Annotated in this window: 20 protein-coding genes; 17 read left to right on the top strand and 3 right to left on the bottom strand. The window is 74.3% G+C overall.

The features are described from left to right. Positions 1-77: 77 nt before the first annotated feature. Together ACH4J0_RS01835 and ACH4J0_RS01830 are read right to left on the bottom strand one after the other, a co-directional pair. Complete coding sequence (locus ACH4J0_RS01835; protein WP_396235702.1) at positions 78-497, bottom strand: hypothetical protein; 420 nt, start codon at positions 495-497, stop codon at positions 78-80. Positions 498-629: 132 nt separating this feature from the next. Beyond that, positions 630-1,457 (bottom strand): alpha/beta fold hydrolase, encoded by an 828-nt coding sequence (locus tag ACH4J0_RS01830; protein WP_396235701.1) that lies wholly within the window; start codon positions 1,455-1,457, stop codon positions 630-632. Between the two features lie 187 nt (positions 1,458-1,644). Here ACH4J0_RS01830 and ACH4J0_RS01825 point away from each other — a divergent pair, with 187 nt between their 5' ends. Next, complete coding sequence (locus ACH4J0_RS01825) at positions 1,645-2,250, top strand: YbaK/EbsC family protein (protein ID WP_396235700.1); 606 nt, start codon at positions 1,645-1,647, stop codon at positions 2,248-2,250. A 7-nt stretch (positions 2,251-2,257) separates the two neighbouring features. On the opposite strand, the gene ACH4J0_RS01820 is transcribed toward ACH4J0_RS01825, so the two are convergent. Continuing rightward, positions 2,258-3,112: an erythropoiesis-stimulating protein gene (locus tag ACH4J0_RS01820; RefSeq protein WP_396235699.1), complete on the bottom strand. Its 855-nt coding sequence runs from the start codon at positions 3,110-3,112 to the stop codon at positions 2,258-2,260. A 508-nt stretch (positions 3,113-3,620) separates the two neighbouring features. Here ACH4J0_RS01820 and ACH4J0_RS01815 point away from each other — a divergent pair. The 16 genes from ACH4J0_RS01815 to ACH4J0_RS01740 all read left to right on the top strand — a co-directional run bounded on the left by ACH4J0_RS01815 (position 3,621) and on the right by ACH4J0_RS01740 (position 23,893). Continuing rightward, on the top strand, positions 3,621-5,162 hold the full coding sequence (locus tag ACH4J0_RS01815; protein WP_396235698.1) for a nitroreductase family protein: 1,542 nt from the start codon (positions 3,621-3,623) through the stop codon (positions 5,160-5,162). A gap of 77 nt (positions 5,163-5,239) precedes the next feature. Further along, positions 5,240-6,421, top strand: coding sequence for an acyl-CoA dehydrogenase family protein (locus tag ACH4J0_RS01810; RefSeq protein ID WP_396235934.1), 1,182 nt, complete (start codon positions 5,240-5,242; stop codon positions 6,419-6,421). Beyond that, positions 6,414-7,880: a class I adenylate-forming enzyme family protein gene (locus ACH4J0_RS01805; RefSeq protein WP_396235697.1), complete on the top strand. Its 1,467-nt coding sequence runs from the start codon at positions 6,414-6,416 to the stop codon at positions 7,878-7,880. Before ACH4J0_RS01810 ends, ACH4J0_RS01805 begins: the two co-directional genes overlap by 8 nt. A 93-nt stretch (positions 7,881-7,973) precedes the next feature. Continuing rightward, entirely contained in the window at positions 7,974-8,264 is a 291-nt protein-coding gene (locus ACH4J0_RS01800) for a hypothetical protein (RefSeq protein ID WP_396235696.1), read from the top strand. Then, positions 8,261-9,274 (top strand): hypothetical protein, encoded by a 1,014-nt coding sequence (locus ACH4J0_RS01795; protein ID WP_396235695.1) that lies wholly within the window; start codon positions 8,261-8,263, stop codon positions 9,272-9,274. The genes ACH4J0_RS01800 and ACH4J0_RS01795 overlap by 4 nt, the downstream gene beginning before the upstream one ends. Continuing rightward, positions 9,271-10,053, top strand: coding sequence for a 4-hydroxy-tetrahydrodipicolinate reductase (locus ACH4J0_RS01790; RefSeq protein ID WP_396235694.1), 783 nt, complete (start codon positions 9,271-9,273; stop codon positions 10,051-10,053). Before ACH4J0_RS01795 ends, ACH4J0_RS01790 begins: the two co-directional genes overlap by 4 nt. Further along, positions 10,050-10,559: a hypothetical protein gene (locus ACH4J0_RS01785; protein WP_396235693.1), complete on the top strand. Its 510-nt coding sequence runs from the start codon at positions 10,050-10,052 to the stop codon at positions 10,557-10,559. Before ACH4J0_RS01790 ends, ACH4J0_RS01785 begins: the two co-directional genes overlap by 4 nt. Positions 10,560-10,592: 33 nt before the next feature. Then, complete coding sequence (locus ACH4J0_RS01780) at positions 10,593-12,512, top strand: AMP-binding protein (RefSeq protein ID WP_396235692.1); 1,920 nt, start codon at positions 10,593-10,595, stop codon at positions 12,510-12,512. Continuing rightward, positions 12,512-18,118: an SDR family NAD(P)-dependent oxidoreductase gene (locus ACH4J0_RS01775; RefSeq protein ID WP_396235691.1), complete on the top strand. Its 5,607-nt coding sequence runs from the start codon at positions 12,512-12,514 to the stop codon at positions 18,116-18,118. Before ACH4J0_RS01780 ends, ACH4J0_RS01775 begins: the two co-directional genes overlap by 1 nt. Beyond that, positions 18,111-18,980 (top strand): 3-hydroxyacyl-CoA dehydrogenase family protein, encoded by an 870-nt coding sequence (locus ACH4J0_RS01770; RefSeq protein WP_396235690.1) that lies wholly within the window; start codon positions 18,111-18,113, stop codon positions 18,978-18,980. The genes ACH4J0_RS01775 and ACH4J0_RS01770 overlap by 8 nt, the downstream gene beginning before the upstream one ends. A 59-nt stretch (positions 18,981-19,039) precedes the next feature. Further along, the gene (locus ACH4J0_RS01765; protein ID WP_396235689.1) at positions 19,040-19,309 is read left to right on the top strand and encodes an acyl carrier protein; all 270 of its coding nucleotides are present in this window, start codon (positions 19,040-19,042) and stop codon (positions 19,307-19,309) included. A gap of 48 nt (positions 19,310-19,357) precedes the next feature. Further along, positions 19,358-20,530, top strand: coding sequence for an acyl-CoA dehydrogenase family protein (locus tag ACH4J0_RS01760; RefSeq protein ID WP_396235688.1), 1,173 nt, complete (start codon positions 19,358-19,360; stop codon positions 20,528-20,530). After that, positions 20,527-21,621, top strand: coding sequence for an HAD-IIIC family phosphatase (locus tag ACH4J0_RS01755; RefSeq protein WP_396235687.1), 1,095 nt, complete (start codon positions 20,527-20,529; stop codon positions 21,619-21,621). The genes ACH4J0_RS01760 and ACH4J0_RS01755 overlap by 4 nt, the downstream gene beginning before the upstream one ends. Then, a complete protein-coding gene (locus ACH4J0_RS01750; RefSeq protein WP_396235686.1) occupies positions 21,618-22,397 on the top strand; it encodes a thioesterase II family protein in 780 nt (259 codons plus the stop codon). Before ACH4J0_RS01755 ends, ACH4J0_RS01750 begins: the two co-directional genes overlap by 4 nt. Positions 22,398-22,468: 71 nt before the next feature. Next, positions 22,469-23,173: a 4'-phosphopantetheinyl transferase family protein gene (locus ACH4J0_RS01745; protein WP_396235685.1), complete on the top strand. Its 705-nt coding sequence runs from the start codon at positions 22,469-22,471 to the stop codon at positions 23,171-23,173. A gap of 78 nt (positions 23,174-23,251) precedes the next feature. Continuing rightward, the gene (locus ACH4J0_RS01740; protein ID WP_396235684.1) at positions 23,252-23,893 is read left to right on the top strand and encodes a LysE family translocator; all 642 of its coding nucleotides are present in this window, start codon (positions 23,252-23,254) and stop codon (positions 23,891-23,893) included. The last annotated feature ends 20 nt before the right edge of the window (positions 23,894-23,913 follow it).

The following is a 23,913-nucleotide window of genomic DNA, read 5'->3' as shown; positions in this document are numbered from 1 at the left end:
GGTTCCGACCAACAGCGCCCGCGCTCCCGGTGAGGCGAGCGCTCCGCCCGGCAGCGCGCCACCGGGAGCGCCCGACGTCACTGCGCCGCCCGCTCGCCACCGGCGCCGGGGTCGGTGTGCTCGATGCCCTGCTCGAGCGAGGACGAGAACTCGGCCGCCAGCTGCCGCACCTGGGGCGCCTCCAGACCGCTGACGTGAGTGGCGCTGAACTCGGTCACCGTGCCGTCGGGCCGGGTCACCTTCACCGACACGTTGCCCCGCTGCCGTCGGATCCAGGAGATCAGCACGCTCGCCACCGCGGTCGCCACGCCACCGGGACCGAGTGCCACGGTCAACGTGTCCAGCACGGCTCCCAGCGTCCCCGGCGCCGGCGCCGCCTCCTCCAGCCGCACCCGGCCGCGCAGTCGGTCCTCCTCCAGGAGCCACTGCCGCAGCGACCGCACGTCGTCGGCCGAGTTGCCGCCTTCGATCCTGACCAGTAACCGATCACCCATCATGGACCCCAACTTCCCTCACCCGCGCCGGCATCGGCATCCTGTCACTCACCTCTCGGCTCCGAGAGGTGAACGAGGATACTGCCGACTCCGGATGCCCGCGGTGGGCCCGGGACGTGCGGGCTGGCGGCGAGGTCAGCTCCGGAGGAAGCCGAGGAGGTCCCGGTTGAACCGTTCCTTCTCGCCGGGGACGTTGGCGATGCCGTGGCCGGCGCCCTCGTAGACCTCGAGGACGGCGCCGGGGACGAGCTGCGCGGTCTTGCGGCCGGTGGCGTCGATCGGCACGATCTGGTCGTCGTCGCCGTGGACGACCAGGGTGGGGACGTCGAACTTCCCGAGGTCCTCGGTGAAGTCCGTCTGCGCGAACGCGGTCACGCAGTCCACGCCCGCCTTGATGCTCTGCTGCATGGCCAGGAGCCAGTAGGCGTCCAGGTTGCCCTGGGTGACGCCGTTCCCGGGGCGGTTGGCGCCGAAGAAGGCGGGAGCGAAGTCCTTCCAGAACTGCGAGCGTTCGTTGAGGATGCCGCCCCGGATGCTGTCGAAGACCTCGGCCGGCACGCCCTCGGGGTTCCTGTCGGTCCTGAGCATCAGGGGCGGGATGGCCGACAGCAGGAGCGCCCCGGAGATCCGCTCGGTGCCGTGGCGTCCGATGTAGCGGGCGAGTTCGCCGCCGCCCATGGAGTGGCCCACCAGGGTGACGTCCCGCAGGTCGAGCGCGGTGATCAGGTCGTCGAGGTCGTCGGCGAAGGTGTCGAAGTCGTAACCGGTCCAGGGCTGGGCGGAGCGTCCGTGCCCCCGGCGGTCGTGGGCGATGCCGCGGAAGCCGTGGTCCGCGACGAGCTTCATCTGGTCCTCCCAGGCGTCCGCGTTCAGCGGCCAGCCGTGGATGAAGACGACCGGGCGTCCGCTGCCCCAGTCCTTGTGGAAGATCTCGACACCGTCGCGCGTCGTCACAGTGGGCATGGCGTGCTTCTCCTCGTCGGGGTGGGCGGGCGGTCATCCGGGACGGCGTCCTGCGGGCGCGGCCGCGGTCGACGGGGACAGCCTGGCGTCGCCGCCCGGGACCCCACGGGAGGTTCCACCGAACGCGGCGTGTCGTCCCGGTCGGGTTCGGTGGCCGCGGGCGGCGGGGCTTCGCTAGGGTGCTCGCATGAGCGACCAAGTGACGCCTCCCTTCGGGAAGTTTCCGACCGTCCGCCCGGCACGTGACGTCCGGGACGAGCTCGCCCCGCCGGTGGCCGAGGCCCTGGGCGGGTGGGACGCGCCGGAGGCGGCCGGGACGGTGCTGTACGTGGACACGGATCCGGAGAAGGCGGACACCGCGGTGTTCTGCGAGACCTACGACGCGCCGCTGGAGTACTCCGCGAACTGCGTGGTGGTCTCCGCCAGGCGGGGAGGGGAGGTCACGATGGCCGCGTGCGTCGTCCTGGCCACCACCCGGCTGGACGTGAACCAGGCGGTCCGCAAGCACCTCGGGGCGCGCAAGGCGTCGTTCGCCCCGATGGACGCCGCGGTCGAGGCGACCGGCATGGAGTACGGGGGCATCACGCCGGTGGGCCTTCCGGGCGGGTGGCCGCTGCTGATCGACGAGGCGGTGGCCGCCGCGCCGCACGTCCTGGTCGGCAGTGGGCGCCGCCGAGGGAAGCTGATCCTGCCGGGTCGGGCGCTGGCCTCGCTGCCGGGTGCCGAGGTCGTCCCGGGCCTGGCCGTCGCCGTGCCGGCGCCCGCCACGGAGCCCACCACCGTGGAGGCCTGAACAGGCGTCAGGAGCAGCCGTCGCGGGAGCGCGGCGGGATGAGCCAGCCGCGGGCCTGGGCGGCCATGCCCGCGCTGAACCGGCCGGTGGCGTCGAGCTGTTCGAAGAGCTCCCGGACGATGCGCCGCATGGTCCGGGAGGAGACGCCGATCTCACGGGCGATCGCCTCGTCCTTGTACCCGAGCTGCATGAGCCGCAGGACCTGGTACTGGCGCGCGGTGGGGCCCTGCCGGGAGGGCGGGGCGGTCTCGACCGGGCGGGCCTCCTGCCAGCAGAACTCGAAGGTCTGCACGAAGAGGCTGACCAGGTCGGGATTGCGGACCACCACCAGGGCCGGTTCGGCGCCGTCGCCGCTGCTCGGCGGCGGGACGAAGGCCAGGTTGGCGTCCAGCGTGATCAGCCGGTAGGGGAGGGTCGCGGAGATGCGGATCCGGCCGCCGGCCTTGCGCAGCGCCTTCAGGTGGGCCCGGCCGCGCGGGACGCGGAGCATGGACTCGCTGTGGATGGTCCGGATGGACACGCCCCGGCCCAGCACCTCCTCGTCCCGGCGCCGGCCGGCCACCAGCAGCGGCGCCGCCGGCGGCGCGCCGGGGTGCATGCTCAGCACCTCGCCCCGCACGGTGATGGTGGCGTCCTCCAGGAGTTGACGCACGCTCGCCTCGCCGCGGAAGACCTCCACCCCGTGGCCGCCCAGGCGGTCCAGGTGGGCGGGGATCGCCGCGGTGTGGACCTCGGCGAGTTCACGATCCAACTCATCGACTCTGCAAGCGAGTTCGCTGATGGCCTGGCGGGCCGAGCCGAGGATCCGGCCCATCTGGGCCTCGGGTAACGACGGCTCGTGCCGGTCGGACTCAACCTGCATGTGCGCCCCCAGGTCTGCTCGACATCCCCGCAGCGGCCGCCGGCCGGTGCGCGGCCCCCGCACGGGGCGCGCACGGTCAGTCGTGCCGCGTGCACGAACGGCAACCATGCTGCGTCATGGTCCCCATCTCGAACAACCCCGCATCTCAGCAGCCGGACGGGATCGCACTGTGGCCTGCGTCACACCGCGGAACCGGTCCGCACGGGTGCGCCGATGGCCGGTCGGGGCCATGGCCGGACTGAGCCATCGGCGTTCGCTGGACAGCCTCGGCGGTCGGCTGATTGGTTGGCAAATGGCCGCTGAGTGATCGGCACCGTCCCGGAACACGAGACGGGCCGTGGCGTTCAGCGACGGGTCGGGGGTTCTTCCACGGCTGTTCTCCGATGCGCCGTGCCGCGATCCGGCAGGTCAGCGTCGGCCGGGTGCCCCACCCGAGCGCCGACCCGAGCTGGGGCCGATCCCGTTGTGCGAGGCGCCGCACCACCGATCCGAGAACGCGGGAGGACCTATGGGCGTCGAAGAGTTGACCAATCCGCTGCTGGCCGGGTTCTGGAACGAGACGCGCCTGCGATCAAGTCTGGAGACGATCTCCCCGGCCGCCGATCGCCCGGAGCCGGGGATGAGCATCCAGTGGACGCGGATCGCCGAGGTCCTCGGACTGGGCTACGGCGAGCGTTCGGGTGCGGTGATCACCAAGGGGAAGACCCTGATGCGGGCCCGGACCACGCCGTCCGCCGGGGCGCTCTACCCTTTCGAGGTGCTGGTGGCCTTCCAGGACGGCCACCACTACGCGCTCTACCACTACGGCGCGGCCGGCTGCAGCCTGCGCCGGCTGGCCGCCGTCGGCCGCCCCGAGCTGGCCGACCTCCTGAGCGCCGCACCACCGTCCGGTGCGCCGACGACAGCCGCGGACGGCACCGCCGAACTGCCCGCCGCGGTGGTGGCCGTGGTGGCCCGGCCCTGGCACGCGATGCGCAAGTACGGCCGGCGCGGCTACCTCTACACCCACCTGGACAGCGCCCACGCCGCCACCAACATCGCACTGGCCGCCGCCGACGCCGGTTTCGCCCCCGAGGTCCGGCTGCGCTTCGACCGTCGCGCCCTCTCCCGGCTGTTCGGCCTGGAGAACCTGTGCCGGGAACCCCAGGCCCTGGTCACCCTGACCTCCCCCGCGCAGGGCCGTCCGGCCGGGACCGGCGGCCGGACGGCCAACCCCTTCGCCGTACCGATCTGGTGGCACGACGGCGGACGCGGCCTGGAGCAGCCCGACGGCCCCGAACGCGAGGCCTGGGACCTGGTCAGCCCGGTCAGCACCTACCACCAACCCCGCGCCCTGCCGGTGCAGTTCGGTACCACCGCGTCGGTCCGTCCGGCCGGCCCCCGTCACGACTCGACCGCCCCGGTGGCGCTGGCGGGCCGGGACGGCACCGCCGCCCCCGACGATTTCGGCCGGGTCGTGCTCAGCCGGCAGTCCGCCAAGGGCTTCCTGGCGAAGCCGATCGAGGCCGACGCGCTCGGACGCGCGCTGGCCGCCGTCCGAGGCGGCATCGCCGTCGACTGCGCGGACGGCCCGCTGGCCGGCCTGCGGCTGCTGGCGCGCAACGTCGACGGCCTCGCCCCGGGCGCGTACGAGTACGACCCGGCCGGCCACCGGCTGTTGCCGGTCGGCGGCGAGGGCGGGTCGGAGGAGGCGGTGGTCGCGGCCTGCATGAACCAGGGCGTCGCGGCCGGCTGCGCCGCGCTGGTGGCGCTGCACGCGCCGGTGCGCCAACTCCTCGGCGAACGCGGCCAGCAGGGCCTGGCCGAACTCCACTTCCACGCGGCGAGCGCCGCCCAGCGGCTGTGCCTGGGGGCGGCCGCGCAGCACGTCGGCATCACCTGCCTCGGCGGGTTCGACGCCGGCCGGATCGCCGGACTGGCGCTGCTGGCGGACGAGGAGGAGGTCATCTACGTCATCGCGGTCGGCATCGCCGACGAGAACGCCGTCAAGTGGGACCGGGCGCCGATCGCCTACAGCCACGGACGGGACCCGCGGCGGCCGGCCGGCTGACCGCGGAACCGACGAGACCCGCAGCCGACCCGGCCTCGGAGCCGAGGCTCGACCAGAGGGAGCAGTGTGTGGTTTCCATGCTGAGCAATGGCATCCTGTCCGAGCAACTGACCGATGGACACCGGGACTTGCAGGACCGGGCGGCGGGCCACTTCACCCCGCAGTGGCTCGACAAGTGGCGTACCGCGCCCGACGGGCACCTGCGCCGGGAGACCTGGCAGGACCTCGCGGCGAACGGCTTCCTGGGCGTGTCGCTACCGCGCGAACTCGGCGGCCAGGGCCTGGGCCTGCTCGGCGCGCTGGTCCTCGGGGAGGCGCTGGCCGGCGCCCGGGACGGCGGCATCGCCCTCGCGATGCACGTGCAGAACGAGATCGCCTGCGAGTGGCTGGTGTCCGCCCGGGACCAGGCGCTGCGTGACCGCTACCTCCACGGGCTGATCGCCGGGGAGCTGGTGGCCTGCCAGTGCGACACCGACCCGTCTCCGGAGGAGCCCACCACGGCGACCACCGAGGGCGACCGGATCGTCCTCCACGGCCGGAAGAAGTTCGTCATCAACGGCGCCACCGCCGACCTGTGCTTCGTCAGCGCCGTCCTGGACGGCGCGCCCGCGATCATCGCGGTGGAGAAGTCCACTCCGGGTGTGCGGGTCACCGAGGTGTACGACAAGCTCGGCACCCGCAGCGTCGACTCCGCCCTGGTGGAGTTCGACGGCGTCCGGGTCGCCTCCGCCCAGGTGGTCTCGCGCAGCGGCATCAGCCAGCTGATGCGCTGGAACCGGGTGATGTCCCGGATGCGCCTGCTGATCGCCGCCGACGCCTTCTTCACCCACCGCGCGCTGCTGGAGCACATCACCGGGTACGTGCGCGGGCGCAGCCTCGGCGGCCGCCCGCTCGGCGCCTGGCCGGTCAACGCCCACGCGCTGGCCCGGGCCCGCGCCCACCAGGAGCTGATGGAGGCGGGCATCGCCGACGCCTACCTGCGGGTGACCGCCGGTGGCAGCACGGTGCCCGAGATCGCCGAACTCAAGTGGTTCTGCGTGGAGAAGGCCAACGAACTGGCCGCGCTCGCCACCGACCTGGAGGGCGGTGCGGGCTACATGTGGGACAGCCCGTCCCTGCGCGCCCACGCCCAGCTGCGCGGATTCCGGATGTCCGGCGGCAGCCAGACCACCATGCTGACCATCGCCAACCACAGCATGGCCTGCCGGGCCGAACTCGAACTCGCGCCCGCCGGAGCGGACGGAGCCCGCCGTGGCTGACGGGCAGCGGCTCGGCGCCGCGTTCCTCGCCGCCTGCGCCGAGCACGGGGATCGGCGGGCCGTCGTCGCGGGCGGCGAGGAGCTGACCTACGCCCGGTTCGCCGCCCTGGTGCGGGAACGCGCCCGCACCCTGGACGCGCTGCTCGGGCCGGAGGTGGTCAACGTCGGCCTGCACGCCGCCAACAGCACCGACTACCTGGTCGCGTACTACGCCCTGCTGGTGGCCGGCCGGCTGCCGTTTCTGATCGACGCGACCTTCGGCGCCACCGAACTGGAGGGCATCCGGGCTGGCTGCGGCGTCCCGGCCTTCCTGTTCGACGGCACCGAGCCGTTCCCGCTCGGCGGCGAGGCCCGGGCCGTCCCGGACAGCGCGCTGACCCTGGCCGTACTGCGGGCCCCGGTCGACGCCCCCGAGCCCCGGGAGTCCACCGCCACCTGCCGGTTCACCTCCGGCACCACCGGCGCCCCCAAGTGCCTGGAGTTCACCGCGGACGCGGTGATCGCCGCCGCGAGGACCTGGGCGGCCGGCACCGGCCTCGGCCCCGGCGACCGGGTGCTGTGCCTGGCCGGCTTCACCAACGGGCTGGCGTTCAACACCTCGCTGCTGCCGGTCTTCACGGTCGGCGCCGAACTCCACCTCTACCAGGGCCTGCCCACCTCCGGCGGCATCTCCCGGGCCGTCGCCCGCGCCGCCGCGACCCGGCTGGTGGCCTTCCCGCTGGCCTACCGGCTGCTCGCCGCCGCACCCCGGGCGGACGTCGACGCGTTCGCCACCGTCAGCCGGGCCGTCTCAGCGGCCGCCGTCCTCGACCCCGAGGTCCGGCGCGGGTTCGAGTCCCGGTACGGCGTGCGGATCGCCGACTACTACGGCATCGCCGAGACCGGCCCGTGCACCTACGAACGCGAACCCGACCGCTCCGAAGGCCTCGGCACCGCACTGCCCGGGGTGTCCGTCAGGGCCGTGGAACTGCCCACCGGCGAGACCGAGGTGCGGGTCCGCACCGCGTCGATGGCGGCCGGCTACCTGAACGCCCCCGGCGCCCTCGCCGAACGGCTCGACCCCGACGGCTACTACCGCACCGGCGACCTCGGCCACCTGGTCGACGGCCGGCTGTTCGTCACCGGCCGGCTCGGCGGACCGATCAACCTGGCCGGCCGGAAGATCGACCCGGCCGAGATCGAACGCACCCTGCTCGCCCTCGACGGCGTCACGGACGCCGCCGTGTTCGCCGACACCGACGCCAACGGCGAGAGCGTCCTGCACGCCGCACTGGCCGGCACCGGACGGATCGGCCGCACCGAGGTCGTCGACGCCTGCCGCGCCCGCCTCGCACCGTTCAAGGTGCCCGGACGGGTGACGGTCCTCCCCGCCATCCCGCGATCGACCGTCGGCAAGGCCCGGATGACCGAACTGCGCCGCCTGGTCCAGGAGATCCGCGCCGCCGACGAAACCCCTTAGCAACCGGAGGAGCGCCATGAGTGAACGGAGTGAGCGAATCATCGGAAGGTGCGCGTTGTGCGAAGCGCTCGCCGAGCGGAGCGAGGTGGGCGCATGAGTACTGCCAACGAGGCGGCCCGCACCGACACGGAGCTCCGCGAGGAGATCGAACTGCTCGTCGAGACCGCCACCGGACGGGTCGTCACCGTCGCCGACCTGCGCGCCGCCGACGGCGAACTCGACCGGGCGGGCGTCAACTCCATCGGCTACATCAACCTGATGGAGGTGCTGGAACAGCGCTACGACGCCGTGATCGACCCGGAGGCCGACCCCGAGCACCTGCACTCCGTCGACTCGATCGTCCGGTTCGTCCGGGCCCGGCTCGCCGAGGGAGGCCGCGCATGACCGTCGCCGCCGACCGGGCCCTCGCCGCCCTGCACGGGCTGCTGACCCGCCGCGGACTCGACCTGCCGCCGGCTGCCGACCCCGGAACCGGAGTCGACCAGGCCCTGCACGAGGCCCTGGACCGGATCTGGGAAGCCCGGTCCTTCGCCGTGGCCGCCGCACTCACCGAGCAGGTCCACGGCGTCCTGCCGCTGCTCGACGCGTTCGACGCCACCGCCCCGCTGCTCGACGACGTCCGTGCGGGCCACGTCACGGCCTCGCTCGGCCTGTTCACCCCCAACGCCCTGCTCAGCCTCACCACCCCCGCCGTCCGGGCCGACCGGGACGGCTCCCGGACGCTTCTGCACGGCCGCTACCGGTACGCCACCCAGGATGCCGAGGTGTCCGTGGTCCCGGTCCGGCTGGACGGCGGCACCAGGCTGGCGCTGCTCCCGCACGACGCGGCCGGCGTACGGCTGTACGGGGCCGGCCGAGCCGCCGGCTGGGGGTGGGCCGAACTCGACGGCGCCCCCGCCGCCGCACTGTCCCGCCCGGTCGGCTGGGCGCCCGGCGGAGAGCTGACGGTGGCCCTCGACGCGTACGCCTGGGCGTTCGGCCGCCGCGCCCTCGCCTGGCCCGCCCGGGTCGTCGCCGACCTGCGCCGGGCGCTGGCCCGGGTCGGCGAGGGCGTCGAGGCGCTGTCCACCTCCCAGTACCTGGCCCACGAACTCAGCAAGCTGGAGATCGAGATCTCACTGGCCTCGGTCGCCGCCCGGTTCGGGGCGGGGTTCAAGGCGGAGGAACCCGGTGGCCAGGCGGCCCTCGCCACCCTGCTGAGCTGCGTCGACCTGATCCAACGGACCGCCCGGACCGCCGAGGACCTGGCCACCGAACTCGGCCTCGAACACGCCCCGGCGGACGCCGCCGACTGGCCCGACGCCGCGCTCCAGGCCTACTTCGGCGGCCGGCGCGTCGTCGAGAACGAACTCGCCCGCCGGATGGGCCTGGTCCCGGAGGCGGTCGGCCCATGACCGTCCCCGTCCCCGTCCCCGTCGCCGTCTGCGGCCTGACCGGCCGGATGGCGGGCGTCGTCCGACAGGCCGTCCTGGACGCCCCCGACCTCGCGCTGTCCGCCCGGCTCAGCCTCCGCCCCCCGACGCCCGGCCCGGCCGAGGCGCACCCGTCCGGGCCGCCGCTGCACCCGCCCGGGCCGGTGGTGCACCGCCTCGCCGACCTCACCGACCCGGACCCGGTGATCGTCGACTTCACCGCCGAGGAGGCCACCGCCGAGCTGCTCGACCAGGCCCGCAGCGTGCCCTGCGCGCTGGTCATCGGCACCAGCGGCCTCGGCGACCGGCACCAGCGGCTGCTGGCGGAGGTCGGCCGGAGCCGCGCCGTCGTGGTCGCCGCCAACTACAGCCTCGCCCTGCTGGCCGTCACCCGGTTCGTCGAGGACCTCGCCGCCCAGTCCGACGACAGCTGGAACGCGGGCGTCGGCGACCTGCACTTCGCCGGCAAGCGAGACCGCCCCAGCAGCACCGCCCGCCACCTCGCCGCAGCCTGGCAGGGCGCCCGCGGCCCCGGTGCCCCCGCCCCCGAAGTCACCTCCTTCCGCCTCGGTGACGCGCTCAGCGAGCACCGGGTGGTCGCGGCGGGCAGCGGCGAGCACGTCGAGGTCCTGCACCGGATGGCCGACCGTCGCGCCTTCCTGCCCGGCGTGCTGCGCGCGATCAGGTACGCGGCCGCCGCCGGCCCGGGCGTGCGCAGCCTGGCTGACGTGGTGCGCGAACCCGCTCCGGTACGGCGGTGACCGGCGTGCGGCTGCTCCGGGGCGAGGACCGGCACGGTGCGGCGCAGCGCGCGGGCCGGCACGGCGGTCACACCGGTGCCGCCCGGCAGGACCAGTGGTGCGCGGCCCGGCACACGTTGAGGACCGGCCTGGTCCGGCTCGGCCCGGTGCCCGACGCGCCCGACGCGCACCGGCGGATCGGGCCGGCCGAGCCGGGCGCCGTCCGGCCGGTCGGCTGGGACGGTGCCGTCCTGCGGCCCGCCGTGCAGTTCTCCGTCGCGCACACCGCCGAGCAGGTGGTGGCGCTGCGCCGACTGCACCCCGCCGCCGACTCCGCGTCCCACCGCCTGACCGTCGAGATCGCCGGAGCCGACCCGCCGGACCACGGCCCCCGCCGCGCCCGGGTCCGCACCGGCACCCGGACCCCCGCCGGTCGGCCGCCCACCGCGTGGGCGGTGGCCGAACTGCCTACCCGCCGAACCCGGAACTGCCGATCCGCCGAACCCCGGAACCTGCCGACGCGCTGAACCCCGACCAACGAAGCCACCTGGGAGATCACCGTGACCGAGGACGCCCCGATCACCGGCCTCAGCCGACTGATCGCCGACCGGGCCGCCGCCCGGCCGGACGCCGCCGCCCTCCTCGCACCCGACCGGACCCCGCTCACCTACCGGGCGCTCGCCGACCGGATCGAGCAGATCGGGCAGTCGCTGAACACCTTCGGAATCGGCCGCCCCCACCGGGTCGCCCTGGCGCTGCCCAACGGCCCCGACCTCGCCACGGCGTTCCTCGGTACGGCCGCGCACGCCCAGAGCGCCCCGCTCAACCCCGCCTACCGGGAGCGGGAGTTCGCCTTCCACCTCGCCGACATGCGGGCCGACGCCCTGCTGATCGAGGCGGGCGACGACTCGCCCGCCGTGGCGGTGGCCCGCGAACTCGGCATCCGGGTCATCGAGCTCAGCTCCCGGCCCGGCACCCCCGCGGGCGCGTTCGACCTGCACTGCGCCGACCCGGCCACGCCGGTCGCCGCCGCCGACGGCGGCCCCGCCGGCCCGGACGACACCGCGCTGATCCTGCACACCTCCGGCACCACCGACCGGCCCAAGCTCGTCCCGCTCACCCACGCCAACCTGCACGTCGCCGCCCGCAACACCGGCGCCGCCTTCGCCCTCGACGAGAACGACCTCTGCCTCAACCCGATGCCGCTGTTCCATGCCCACGGCCTGACCAGCACCCTGCTGGCCACCCTGGTCCGCGGCGCCGGCATCGTCTGCACCCCCGGCTTCAGCGACACCGGGTTCTACACCTGGCTGGAGCGGTTCCGGCCGACCTGGTACACCGCCGTGCCCGCCATGCACCAGGCCCTGCTGTCCGTCGCCGACGACCACCGCGAGGTCCTCGCCGGCAGCCGGCTCCGGTTCATCCGCTCCGCCTCCGCACCGCTGCCCGGCCCGACCCTCACCGCCCTGGAGGACGCCTTCCACGCCCCGGTCATCGAGGCGTACGGCATGACTGAGGCCGGCTCGCTGGTCACCAGCAACCCGCTGCCGCCCGGCCGGCGCAAGCTCCGCTCGGTCGGCCTGCCCGTCGGCGGCCCGGTCGCCGTGCTGGACGAGGCCGGGCGCCCCGTCCCGGCCGGCGAATCCGGCGAGATCGCCATCCGCGGCGCCAACGTGATGGCCGGCTACGAGGCCAATCCGGAGGCCAACGCCCGTGCCTTCACCGGCGGTTGGCTGCGCACCGGCGACGAGGGACGCCTCGACGAGGACGGCTACCTGTACGTGGTCGGGCGCAGCAAGGAGATCATCAACCGCGGCGGCTCCAAGGTCGCCCCGGTCGAGATCGACGACGTGCTGGCCGGCCACCCCACCGTCAAGCTCGCCGTCGCCTTCGGCGTCCCGCACCCCACGCTCGGCGAGGACGTCGCGGTGGCCGTCGTCCCGCGGCCCGGCGCGCTGGTCGTCGAACGGGAGCTGCGCGCGTACGCCCGGGAACGGCTCGCCGAGTTCAAGGTCCCCAGCCGGGTGTTCGTCGTCGACGACGTCCCGCGCAGCCCCACCGGAAAGGTGCAGCGACTGCGGCTCGCCGAACGCCTGGCCACCGCTGCCGCCGCGCCCGGTCACCGGGCCGCCCCAGCCGACCCCTTGGCACGGCGGATCGCGGCCGTCTGGTCCGAGGTGCTCGGCACCGAGGAGTTCGGCGTCGAGGACAACTTCTTCGACCTCGGCGGCAACTCGCTGCTCCTCAAGCGCGTCGCCGCCCGGCTCGGCGAGCAACTCGGCCGCGACGTACCGCTGCTGACGCTGACCATGTGCCCCACCGTCGAAACCCTCGCCGCGCACCTGGCCGAGGAGCCCGGCGCGTCGGGCCGGCCCGCGGCCACCGCCCCCGACACCCGGGAGCGGCTCGACCGCGGCCGCGACCGGATGCGCCGTCAGCTCGACCGACGGCGGGACGGCGCGCGGAAGGAGAACAGCTGATGGAGCACAGCGACGACACGACCGGCCTGGAGATCGCCGTCATCGGCCTCGCCTGCCGCTTCCCCGGCGCCGACGGCCCCGAGCAGTACTGGGAGAACCTGCGCACCGGCACCGAGTCGATCACCTTCTTCACCCCCGGGGAACTCGCCGACCAGGGCGTCCCCGAGGCGCTGCGCACCGACCCGGACTACGTCGCCGCCCAGGGCGTCCTGGCGGACGCCGACCGGTTCGACGCCGACTTCTTCGGCATGAGTCCCAGGGAAGCCGACCTGATGGACCCCCAGCACCGGGTGCTGCTCCGGTGCGCCTGGGAGGCACTGGAGGACTCCGGCCACGACCCGCACGCGGTCCCCGGCCAGGTCGGGGTGTACGCGGGCACCTACTACAACAGCTACGTCGACCACGTGGACGCCCGGATCGACGGCGACGACCCCGGTGAGGTGTTCGCCCGGAACATCGCCAACGAGAAGGACTTCCTGGCCACCCGGATCGCGTACAAGCTCGACCTGTCCGGCCCCGCCCTCACCGTCCAGTCCGCCTGCTCCACCTCCCTGGTCGCCGTGCACCTGGCCTGCCAGGCGCTGCTCAGCGGGGCCTGCGACACCGCGCTCGCGGGTGGCGCGACGGTCCGCGCCCACCAGCACCAGGGCTACCTGTTCCAGCCCGGCGGGATCTTCTCCGCCGACGGCCACTGCCGGCCCTTCGACGCCACCGCGCAGGGCACCGTCGCCGCCAACGGCGCCGGCATGGTGGTGCTCAAACGCCTGGAGGACGCGCTCGCCGACGGCGACCCGATCCGGGCCGTCATCAAGGGCTCGGCGGTCGGCAACGACGGCGCCCGGCGGATCGGCTTCACCGCCCCCGGCGTCGCCGGCCAGGCCCGGGTGATCCGCGCCGCCCTCGACACCGCAGAGGTCGACCCCGCCACCATCGGCTACGTCGAGGCCCACGGCAGCGGCACCCCGCTCGGCGATCCGATCGAGATCGAGGCCCTGACCCGGGTCTTCCGGGGCGTCGCGCCCGGCAGCTGCCCGATCGGTGCCGTCAAGGGCAACATCGGCCACACCCACGCCGCCGCGGGCGTCGCCGGGCTGATCAAGACCGTGCTGGCGCTCCAGCACCGGCAGATCCCGCCGAGCCTGCACTTCGACGTCCCCAACCCGGCCATTGACTTCGGCGCCGTCCCGTTCCGGGTCAACACCCGGCTCACCGACTGGCCCGCCGGCCCCGGGCCGCGCCGGGCCGGTGTCAGCTCCTTCGGCATGGGCGGCACCAACGCCCACGTCGTGCTGGAGGAGGCCCCCGCCCCCGCCCGCCGCGACCCCGGCCGGGCCCGCGTCCTGCTGCCGATCACCGCCCGCACCGCCACCGCCCTGGAGGCCGCCACCGACCGCCTCGCCGACCGCCTGGACGGCCCCGGCGCCCCCGACCTGGCCGGCGCCGCCCGTACCCTGCAGACCGGCCGCCGCCACTACGGCCACCGCCGCTTCCTGATCGCCGAGTCCACCGCCGAAGCCGCCCGCGCCCTGCGCGAACGCGCCCCGAACGCCGTCCGCACCGGCCACCACGACGGCACCCCCCGCCAGGTCGCCCTGGTGCTCCCCGGACTCGGCGAGCAGCGCATCGGCATGGGACGCGAACTCCACGCCACCGAACCGGTGTTCCGCGCCGCACTCGACCGCTGCGCCGAAGGCTTGCGCCCCCACCTCGGCATCGACCTGCGCGAGCTGATCCACCCCGCCGGCGCGCCGGACACCGCCCCCGCCGGCCCCGACCTGCGCCGGATGCTGCGCGGCCCGGCCGCCGTGGAGCGCACCGAACTCGACCGCACCCGCTACGCGCAGCCCGCGACCTTCGCCATCGAGTACGCGTTGGCCCGGCTCTGGGAGTCCTGGGGCGTGCGGCCGACCGCGCTGATCGGCTACAGCATCGGCGAGTACACCGCCGCGCACCTGGCCGGCGTCCTCTCACTGGACGACGCCCTGGAACTGGTCGCGCACCGTGCCAGGCTGATCGACGGCCTGCCCGCCGGCGCCATGCTGGCCGTGCCGCTGCCCGAGGAGCACGTCCTCGGCCTGCTGGACGACGGCCTCTCGCTGGCCGCCGTCAACGGGCCCGCGCTGTGCGTGGTGGCCGGCACCGCCGAGGCCGTCGGCGTCCTGGAGACCCGGCTCGCCGCGGACGGCATCGCGGCCCGGCAGTTGCGGACCACCCACGCCTTCCACTCGCACCTGATGGACCCGATCGTCGAGGAGTTCGCCGAACTCGCCGCCGGGGTCACCCTCCACCCGCCGACCGTCCCGTACGTCTCCAACGTCACCGGCGACTGGGCCGACGCCGAGCTGGTCACCGACCCGGCGTACTGGGTGCGGCACCTGCGCCGGCCGGTGCGCTTCGCCGACGGCATCGGCCGGCTGTGGCGGCAGCCCGGACGGATCCTGCTGGAGACCGGCCCCGGCCAGTCGCTGACCAGCCTGGCCCTGCAGCTGCGGCCCGCCTCCGCCGCGCCGGGCGCGGCCGTCGCCTCCCTGCCGGGCCGCTTCGACCGGCAGGGCGAGGAGCGGTTCCTGCTGAACACCGCGGGAGGGCTGTGGGCCGCCGGCGTGGACCTGGACTGGTCCGCCGTCAGCGGTGGCAACGAGGCGGTGAGGGCCGCCCTGCCGCCGTACCCCTTCGAGGAGACCCGGCACTGGATCGACCCGGCACCCCGCCGGGCCGCGTCCTCGCCCGGCCGGCGGGCGGACCTGGCGGACTGGTTCCACATCCCCGTCTGGGAGTCGCTGCCGCCCCGCCCGGCGACCACCGCCCCGGCGGCCGGGAGCTGGCTGCTGTTCACCGACGAGGAGGGCGTCGGCGAGGCGCTCGCCGACCGGCTGCGCGGCGACGGCCACCGCGTCAGCACCGTCCGGGCGGCCCGCGGCTGGAGCGAACTCCCCGACGGCGGCTACGAGATGGACCCCGGCAGCGCCGCCGACCACCGGCGCCTGGTCGAACGGCTGACCGCCGACGGCGGCCCGCCCGACCGGATCGTCCACCTGTGGAGCGTCGGCCCGCGCCGCCCCGCCGACGAGACCCTGGAACGCGGCTTCCACAGCCTGCTCCGGCTCGACCAGGCCCTCACCGCCACCGCCCCCGGCGCCCCGCTGGACCTCGCCGTGGTCTCCAGCGACGCCTTCGCGGTCCTCGGCACCGAGCCCGTCGTCCCGGAGAAGGCCACCGTCACCGGCCCGGCCCTGGTCCTGCCGCTGGAACAGCCCGGCACCGTCTGCCGGGCCGTCGACCTCTCGCTGCCCCCCGGCCGCGGCTGGACGCCGGAGGACACCGACCTGCTGTACGCCGAACTCCTCGACGAGCCGACCCGCCCGCTCACCGCCCTGCGTGGCCGCCGCCGCTGGGAGCGCACCCACCGGCCCGTCCGGGTGGAGACCACCGAGGACGGCCGCACCCCGCTGCGCGAGAACGGCGTCTACCTGATCACCGGTGGCTTCGGCGGTGTAGGCCTCTCCCTCGCCCGCCACTTCGCCGCCGCCGCCCGGGCCCGGCTCGTCCTGGTCGGCCGCACCCCGCTGCCGCCCCGCGAGAGCTGGGACGCCCTGCTCACCGGCGACCGCCGGGGCGGGGCGGCGGGGGAGCGGATCCGGGCCGTCCTGGAACTCGAAGAGCTCGGGGCGCAGGTGATGACGGCCGCCGCCGACGTCACCGACCCCGCGGCCATGCACCGGATCGCCGACCAGGCCGTGCAGCGGTTCGGCGCCGTCCACGGGATCGTGCACGCGGCCGGCGTCCCGGCCGCCGGGCTCGCCCAGCTGAAGACCGTCGAGGCCGCCGACCGGGTGCTCGACCCCAAGGTGCGCGGCGGCCTGGTGGTCGACGCGCTGGCCCGCCGGCTCGCCCCGGACTTCACCGTCCACTGTTCCTCCAGCCTCGCCCTGACCGGCGGCGTCGGGCAGATCGACTACGTCGCGGCCAACGCCTTCCTGGACGCCCTGGCCCACCACAACGAGGCCACCGGCGGCCCGCGCACCGTGTCGGTGAACTGGGACGGCTGGCAGGAGGTCGGCATGGCCTTCCGCACCATCGGCGCCGGCGCCGACCGGCCCGCCGACGGCCGCACCGGCCCCGTCGACCACCCGCTGCTCGACGCCTGCCTGCGCGACGACGAAGCCGTCGCCGTCTACTCCGTCGCGCTCAGCGTCGCCACCTCCTGGCTGATCGACGAGCACCGGATGGCCGGCAACGCCGTCGTCCCCGGCACCGGCCACCTGGAACTCGCCCGCGCCGTCCACGAGCACCAGAGCGGCGACGCCAGGGCCGTGCTCGACCAGGTCACCTTCCTCTCCCCGGTGGTCATCGGCGAGGACCGGCAGCGCGAACTGCGGGTCGTCCTGGACAAGCGGCACACCCCGCCGAGCTTCGCCGTGGTCAGCCGCGAGACCGGCGACGCCGCCGACCCGGCCCACCCCGCCGACGTGGACGGCTGGCAGGTCCACGTGACCGGCTCCGTCGGCCCCCTCGGCGACGGCGCCGCCCCGCGCCGCCGCCACGACATCGCCGAGCTGATCGCCCGCGCCGGCCTGCGCGACCTCGGCGCCGTCACCCACACCGGCCCGATGGGCTTCGGCCCGCGCTCCCGCTGCCTGCGCCGGGTGCACCTCGGCGAGAAGGAGGCGCTGGCCGAACTCGAACTGCCCGACGAATTCACCGGCGACCTGGAGCGGATCGCCCTCCACCCGTCCCTGCTCGACCTCGGCGCCGGGTTCCACGGCATGAACCTCGCCGAGGAGTTCCGGATCCCGCTCAGCTACGGCCGGCTCACCCTGCTCGCCCCGCTGCCGCGCCGGATCTACAGCCACCACCGCTTCCACGAGGCGGACCGGCCCGGCAAGGAGACCTTCACCGCGGACTTCACCCTGCTGGACGAGACCGGCCTGGAGACCGTCCGGGTCGAGGACTTCGTCCTCAAACGGGTCGCCGACCTGGAGACCCGGCTCGAAGCGCTGCGCGACGGCACCTCCCGCGAGACCGCCGCCTACCGCTTCCCGCCCGCCGCCACCGCCCCCGGCCGGCCGGGCGACGCCGGACCGCTGCGCGACCACCTGGACCAGGGCATCCGGCCCGCCGAAGGCGTCGAGGCGCTGCTGCGGCTGCTCGCCGCCGGGCTCGGCCCGCAGGTCGCCGTGGTCGCCAAGGACCTGGACGCCCTCCTCGCGGACATCCGCGCCCACCGGGTGGGCGCCCCGGCGGACGGCCCGGCGCAGGACACCGCCGTCCACCCGCGCCCCGGCGTCCTCACCGCCTACACCGAGCCCCGGGACGAGACAGAGACCGTGCTGGCCCGGCTGTGGGCCGAACTGCTCGGCCTGGAACGCGTCGGCGTGCACGACGAGTTCTTCGAGCTCGGCGGCCACTCGCTGCTCGGCCTCCAGCTCGCGGCCCGGATCCGGCGCCGGTTCGGCGTCGACCTGCCGCTGAACGCCCTCTTCGAGACGCTGACCGTGGCGGACCAGGCCGCCGCGCTCCGGCGACGCCTCGACACCGAACCGACGACCGGCACCGCGGGGGAGACGACCCCGGCCGAACAGAAGCGGAGCACAGCAGATGTCTGACATCCACACGGTCGGCGTGGTCGGCGCCGGCGTCATGGGCACCGGTCTGGCCCAGGCGCTCGCCCAGACCGGCCACCAGGTCCTGCTCGTCGACCGGACGAAGGAGATCCTCGCCGCCGCCGAGCGCACCATCGGTCAGGGCCTGCGCTTCGGGCGGGTGCTGGGTGCCGAGGGCCCGAAGGAGGACCGGCGGACCGTCCTCGGGCGGATCAGCTGCACCACCGACTACGAGGGCTTCGACGGAGCCGACTTCGTGATCGAGAACATCACCGAGGACTGGGGTCTCAAGAAGGGCGTGTACGCGCGCCTGGACGCGATCTGCCCGGAGCGCACCGTGTTCGCCGCCAACACCTCGGTCATCCCGATCACCCGGATCGGCGCGGCCACCTCTCGCCCCGACCGGGTGCTCGGCATGCACTTCATGAACCCCGTCCCGCTCAAGCCGACCGTGGAGATGATCCGCGGCCACCACACCTCCGCCGCGACGGTGGACACCGCCCGCACCCTGCTGACCCGACTCGGCAAGGAGGGAATCCTGGTGGAGGACTCGCCGGGCTTCGTCACCAACCGGGTCCTGATGCTCACCGTGAACGAGGCCGTCTACCTGGTCCACGAGGGCGTGGCCGGCGCCGAGGAGGTCGACCGGATCTTCAAGACCTGCTTCGGCCACACCATGGGCCCGCTGGAGACCGCCGACCTGATCGGCCTGGACACCATCCTGCAGTCCGTCGAGGGCCTCTACACCGCGTTCAGCGACAGCAAGTACCGGCCCTGCCCGCTGCTGGTCCGGATGGTCGACGCCGGCCTGCTCGGCCGCAAGAGCGGCCAGGGCTTCTACAGCTACGCGACCACCCTGGCCTGACCGTACGTCCCAGCCCCAGCCGAACCCGGCACCCGAACGAGAAGGAGGAACCGCCCGCCATGACGACGGCCGACCACAAGCCGCAGATCCTCGCCTTCCTCGCCCAGTTCTTCGGCGAGCACCGGCTCACCGACGACGAGGACATCTTCGCCACCGGATTCGTCAACTCGCTCTTCATCATGCAGCTGGTGCTGTTCGTCGAGGGCGAGTTCGACATCACCGTCGACGACGACGACCTGGAGATGGCCAACTTCAACACCGTGCGCGCCCTCGACGCGCTGGTCACCCGCAAGCGGGCCGCCGTGGGCGCCGCCGCGCGGCACTCCTGACCCTCCCGTGACCATCCCGACCGTAGAGACGAGGCAGGAGAGGGACCGATGGCCATCAGAGTGCAACTGACCGAGCGCCAGGCCGCGGCGCGGGAGGAGTACGAGTCCTTCAGCCGGGAGGCCGTCGCCCCGCACGCGGACGCCTGGGACCGCGCCGAGCGCCTCCCCGAGGAGTTCCTCGAGGAGTTCGCCGCCCGGGGCCTGCTGGGCGCCGCCGTCCCGGCCGGGTACGGCGGCACCGAACTGGACCCGATCACCTTCGGCCTGCTCAACGAGGAACTCGGCCGCGGCTGTTCGTCCGTGCGCAGCCTGGTCACCGTGCACGGCATGGCCTCGTACGCGGTCGCCCGGTGGGGCGGCGAACAGCAGCGCGCGCACTGGCTGCCGAAGTTCGCCACCGGCGAGGCGATCGGTGCCTTCGCGCTCACCGAGCCCGGCGCCGGCAGCGACGTCAAGGCCCTGCGCACCGCCGCCCGGCGCACCGACGACGGCTTCCGGCTCACGGGTGAGAAGCGCTGGATCACCTTCGGCCAACGCGCCGACGTGTACCTGCTGTTCGCCCGCCTGGACGGCCGGGAGGCCGCCTTCCTGGTGCCCCGGGACGCCCCCGGGCTGACCGTCCGGCCGGTCACCGGCGTCCTCGGCACCAGGGCCTCGATGCTCGCCGAACTCAGTCTCGTGGAGTGCCGGGTGGCCCCCGAGGCACTGCTCGGCCGCCCCGGCTTCGGACTCACCGCCGTCGCCGCCAGCGCCCTCGAACTCGGCCGCTACAGCGTCGCCTGGGGCTGCGTCGGCCTCGCCCAGGCGTGCCTGGACGCCTCCCTCGACCACGCCGACCGGCGGGAGACCTTCGGCGTCCGGCTCCGCGACCACCAGCTGGTCCAGCGGATGATCGCTGACATGGCCACCGGCACCGCCGCCGCCCGGCTGCTCTGCCAGCAGGCCGGCTGGCTGCGGCACGACCGCTCCACCGAGAGTCTGCACGCCACCTGGCTCGCCAAGTACCACGCCTCGCGCACCGCCTTCCGCTCCGCCTCGGACGCCGTCCAGGTGCACGGCGCCCAGGGCTGCGGCGACGCCTACCCCGTGCAGCGCTACCTGCGGGACGCCAAGGTCATGGAGATCATCGAGGGCAGCACCGAACTCCAGCAGGCCACCATCGCCGAATCCGCCTACCACTCCCGGCCCCGCACCACCCCCAAGGAAAGGGTGACGGCATGACCACCCCGGGCACCGCCGACCACCAGGACGCCACCACCGACAAGCCCGCCAGGACGGTCAAATGCGTCGTCTGGGACCTCGACCACACCCTGTGGGACGGCATCCTGCTGGAGGACGGCGAGGTGCCGCTGCGCCCCGGGCTGCGGGAGGTCATCGTCGAACTCGACCGACGCGGCATCCTGCACTCGATCGCCAGCCGCAACGACCACGAGGCCGCCACGGCGGCGCTGCGCCGGCACGGCCTGCTCGACTACTTCCTCTACCCGCAGATCAACTGGAACGCCAAGTCCTCGTCGATCCGCTCGATCGCCACCTCGCTCAACCTCGGCCCGGACGCCTTCGCCTTCGTCGACGACGACGTCTTCGAACGCGGTGAGGTCGCCTTCGAGATCCCGGAACTGCTGGTCGTCGACGCGGCGGAGGCCGCCGGCCTCGCCGACCGGCCGGAGTTCTCGCCCCGGTTCATCACCGACGACTCCGCCCGGCGCCGCGAGATGTACCTCGCCGACCAGGAGCGCACCCGGGTCGAGAAGGAGTTCACCGGCCCCCAGGAGGCCTTCCTCGCCACCCTCGGCATGACCCTCACCGTCCTCCCCGCCCGGGAGGAGGACCTGCGCAGGGCCGAGGAGCTGACCGTCCGAACCCACCAGCTCAACACCACCGGCTACACCTACTCCTACGACGAGCTGGACGCCTTCCGCCGCTCGGACACCCATGAACTGCTGGTCGCCCGCCTTGAGGACCGCCACGGCCCGTACGGGACCATCGGCCTGGTGCTGGTCGCCAAGGACCCGGGCGCCTGGACCGTCAAGCTGCTGCTGATGTCCTGCCGGGTGATGTCCCGAGGCGTCGGCGGCGTGATCATCAACCACCTGCGCCGCAGCGCCCGGGACGCCGGCGTCCGCCTGCTGGCCGAGTACCTGCCCAACGGGCGCAACCGGATGATGCTGATCACCTACAAGTTCACGGGCTTCCGCCGGCTCCCCGGCGACGACGGGCCGACGCTGTTCGAGGCCGACCTCACCGACGTTCCCGACGACCCGCGGTACCTCACCGTCCACACCCCCACCGGAGAGGACGGGCAGCGGTGACGGCGGCCGGCAGCCCCTGGGTGGTCAGGACCGAGCCCAAGCCCGGCGCCGGGCTCCGGCTGATCTGCTTCGCCTACGCCGGCGGCGGCAGCTCGGCCTTCGGCGACTGGCCGCGCGTCCTGCCCGACGACGTCGAGGTGTGCGCCGTACGGCTGCCGGGCCGCGAGTCGCGGATCTTCCAGCCGGCCTACACCGACGTCGAGGACCTGCTGCCCGACCTCGCCGAGGCCCTGGCCGACCACTGCCGGCCCCCCTTCGCCCTGTTCGGCCACAGCATGGGAGCGCTGATCGCGTTCTCCTTCGCCCGCCGCCTCCGTGCCCTCGGCGCCCCCGCTCCCGAGAACCTGGTGGTCTCCGGCCGCCGGGCCCCGCAGCTCGCCCACAACCGGCCGCTGATCCACCACCTGCCGCAGGACCAGTTCCTGGAGCGGATCCGGGAGCTGGGCGGCACACCGGAATCGCTGCTGGCGGACGCCCGGGCGATGCGGGTGGTCCTGCCCGGGCTGCGGGCCGACTTCCAGCTCAACGACTGCTACACCCACCGTCCGGAGGAACCCCTGTCCGTCCCGATCACCGCCTTCGGCGGTCGCGCCGACCCGCACGTCGACCCCGAGGGCCTCGCCGCCTGGGCCCGGCAGAGCACCGGCGCCTTCACGATGCGGCTGTTCGACGGCGGGCACTTCTTCCTGCACTCCGCCCGACAGGAGGTCCTGCGCGAACTGTCCCGGCTGCTGCGCCGGCCGACCGACCGGATCGCCGGAGCGGTCGCGCTGTGAACCCACCCGACGTGAATCCACCCCACGTGAATCCACCCCACGTGAACCCACCCGACGTGAATCCACCCCACGTGAACCCACCCGACCGGTGGCCGGACGGCCCCGCCGCGCCGACCCTCGCCGAGGGCGAGGTGCACGTCTGGCAGGCCCGCCTCGACCCGTCCGAACAGGCCGCGCGCCGGTACGCCGACCTCCTCGACCCCGAGGAGCGGGCGCGGGCCGACCACTGCCGGCTGCCGGTCCAGCGCGCCCGCTTCGTCGCCGCGCACGGCGCGCTGCGCACCGTCCTCGCCCGCTACACCGGCCAGGCCCCCGCCGGCCTCCGCCTGCACCGCACCGCCCGCGGCCGCCCCCGCCTGACACCGGCACCGCACCCCGCGGCGCTCGACTTCAACCTCAGCCACTCGGGCGACCTGGCCCTGATCGCCGTCACCCGAACCGGCACCGTCGGCGTCGACCTGGAGGAGGTCCGTACCGACCTCGACCACCGCGCGATGGCCGCCCGCTTCCTCGACCCCGCCGAGGCCCGGCTGGTCGCCGGCCTGCCCCCGGCCGCCGGGCGGCAGGCCTTCTTCGCCCGGTGGACCTGGCGGGAGGCGTACGCCAAGGCCGCCGACGTGCCCGTGCCGCGCCGGCTCGGCACCGGTCCACCGGGCCCGCTGCCGATCACCGTGGATCTCTGGAAACTGAGCAACCTCCCACTGGGCAAGGGATATTGTGCGACCGTCGCGGCCTCCGGATCCTGCGCGCCGCCGCTCCGCTGGACACTGAGCTGACGCAGGACCGGGCCCGTAGGACATCGCCCACCCGCTGCTCCGCCTGACAGGGACTGCGGACGAAAGGAGCCGGATCGCATGCCCGAACTGTCCAGCCTGTGGTGGTTCTTCACGGCCTCACTGGTACTGCTGCTCATCCCCGGCCCGTCCGTGCTCTACGTGACCGGCCGGACCCTCGACCAGGGGCGCCGCGCCGGACTGCTGTCCACCCTCGGCCTGGCCTGCGGCGACCTCGTCCAGGTGCTCGCGGCCGTGGTCGGCCTGTCCGCCCTGGTCGCCTCCTCCGAGACGGCCTTCGACGTGGTCAAGTACGCGGGCGCCGCCTACCTCGTCTGGCTCGGCGTCAAACGGCTGCGCACCCCGGACCCGGACCCGTCCGCCGAACAGACCGACGGGGCGCCCGGCCGCTCCCCCCGGATCTTCACCGACGGCCTCGTCGTCAACGCCCTCAACCCGAAGAGCACCCTGTTCTTCCTCGCCTTCCTGCCCTCCTTCATCCACAGCGGCAGGGGAGCGGTCTGGTCCCAGACCCTGGTCTTCGGACTGGTCTTCGTGGTGGTCGGCATGGCCACCAACGCCGGCTGGGCACTGCTGAGCTCACTCATGCGCCAGCGCGCCCGGAAGAGCCGCGGCTTCCTCCGTGCCGAGCGGTACATCGTGGCCGGAGTCTTCCTCGTCCTCGCCGCCGCCACCCTGGCGACCGGCCTCACCGGCGGCTGAGCCGCCCACGGGAGCCCACC

The organism is Kitasatospora sp. NPDC017646 (assembly GCF_044329365.1).
Classification (GTDB): Bacteria; Actinomycetota; Actinomycetes; order Streptomycetales; family Streptomycetaceae; genus Kitasatospora.
The sequence above is the reverse complement of the archived record's forward strand: the minus strand, read 5'-3'. Positions and strand labels throughout refer to the sequence as shown.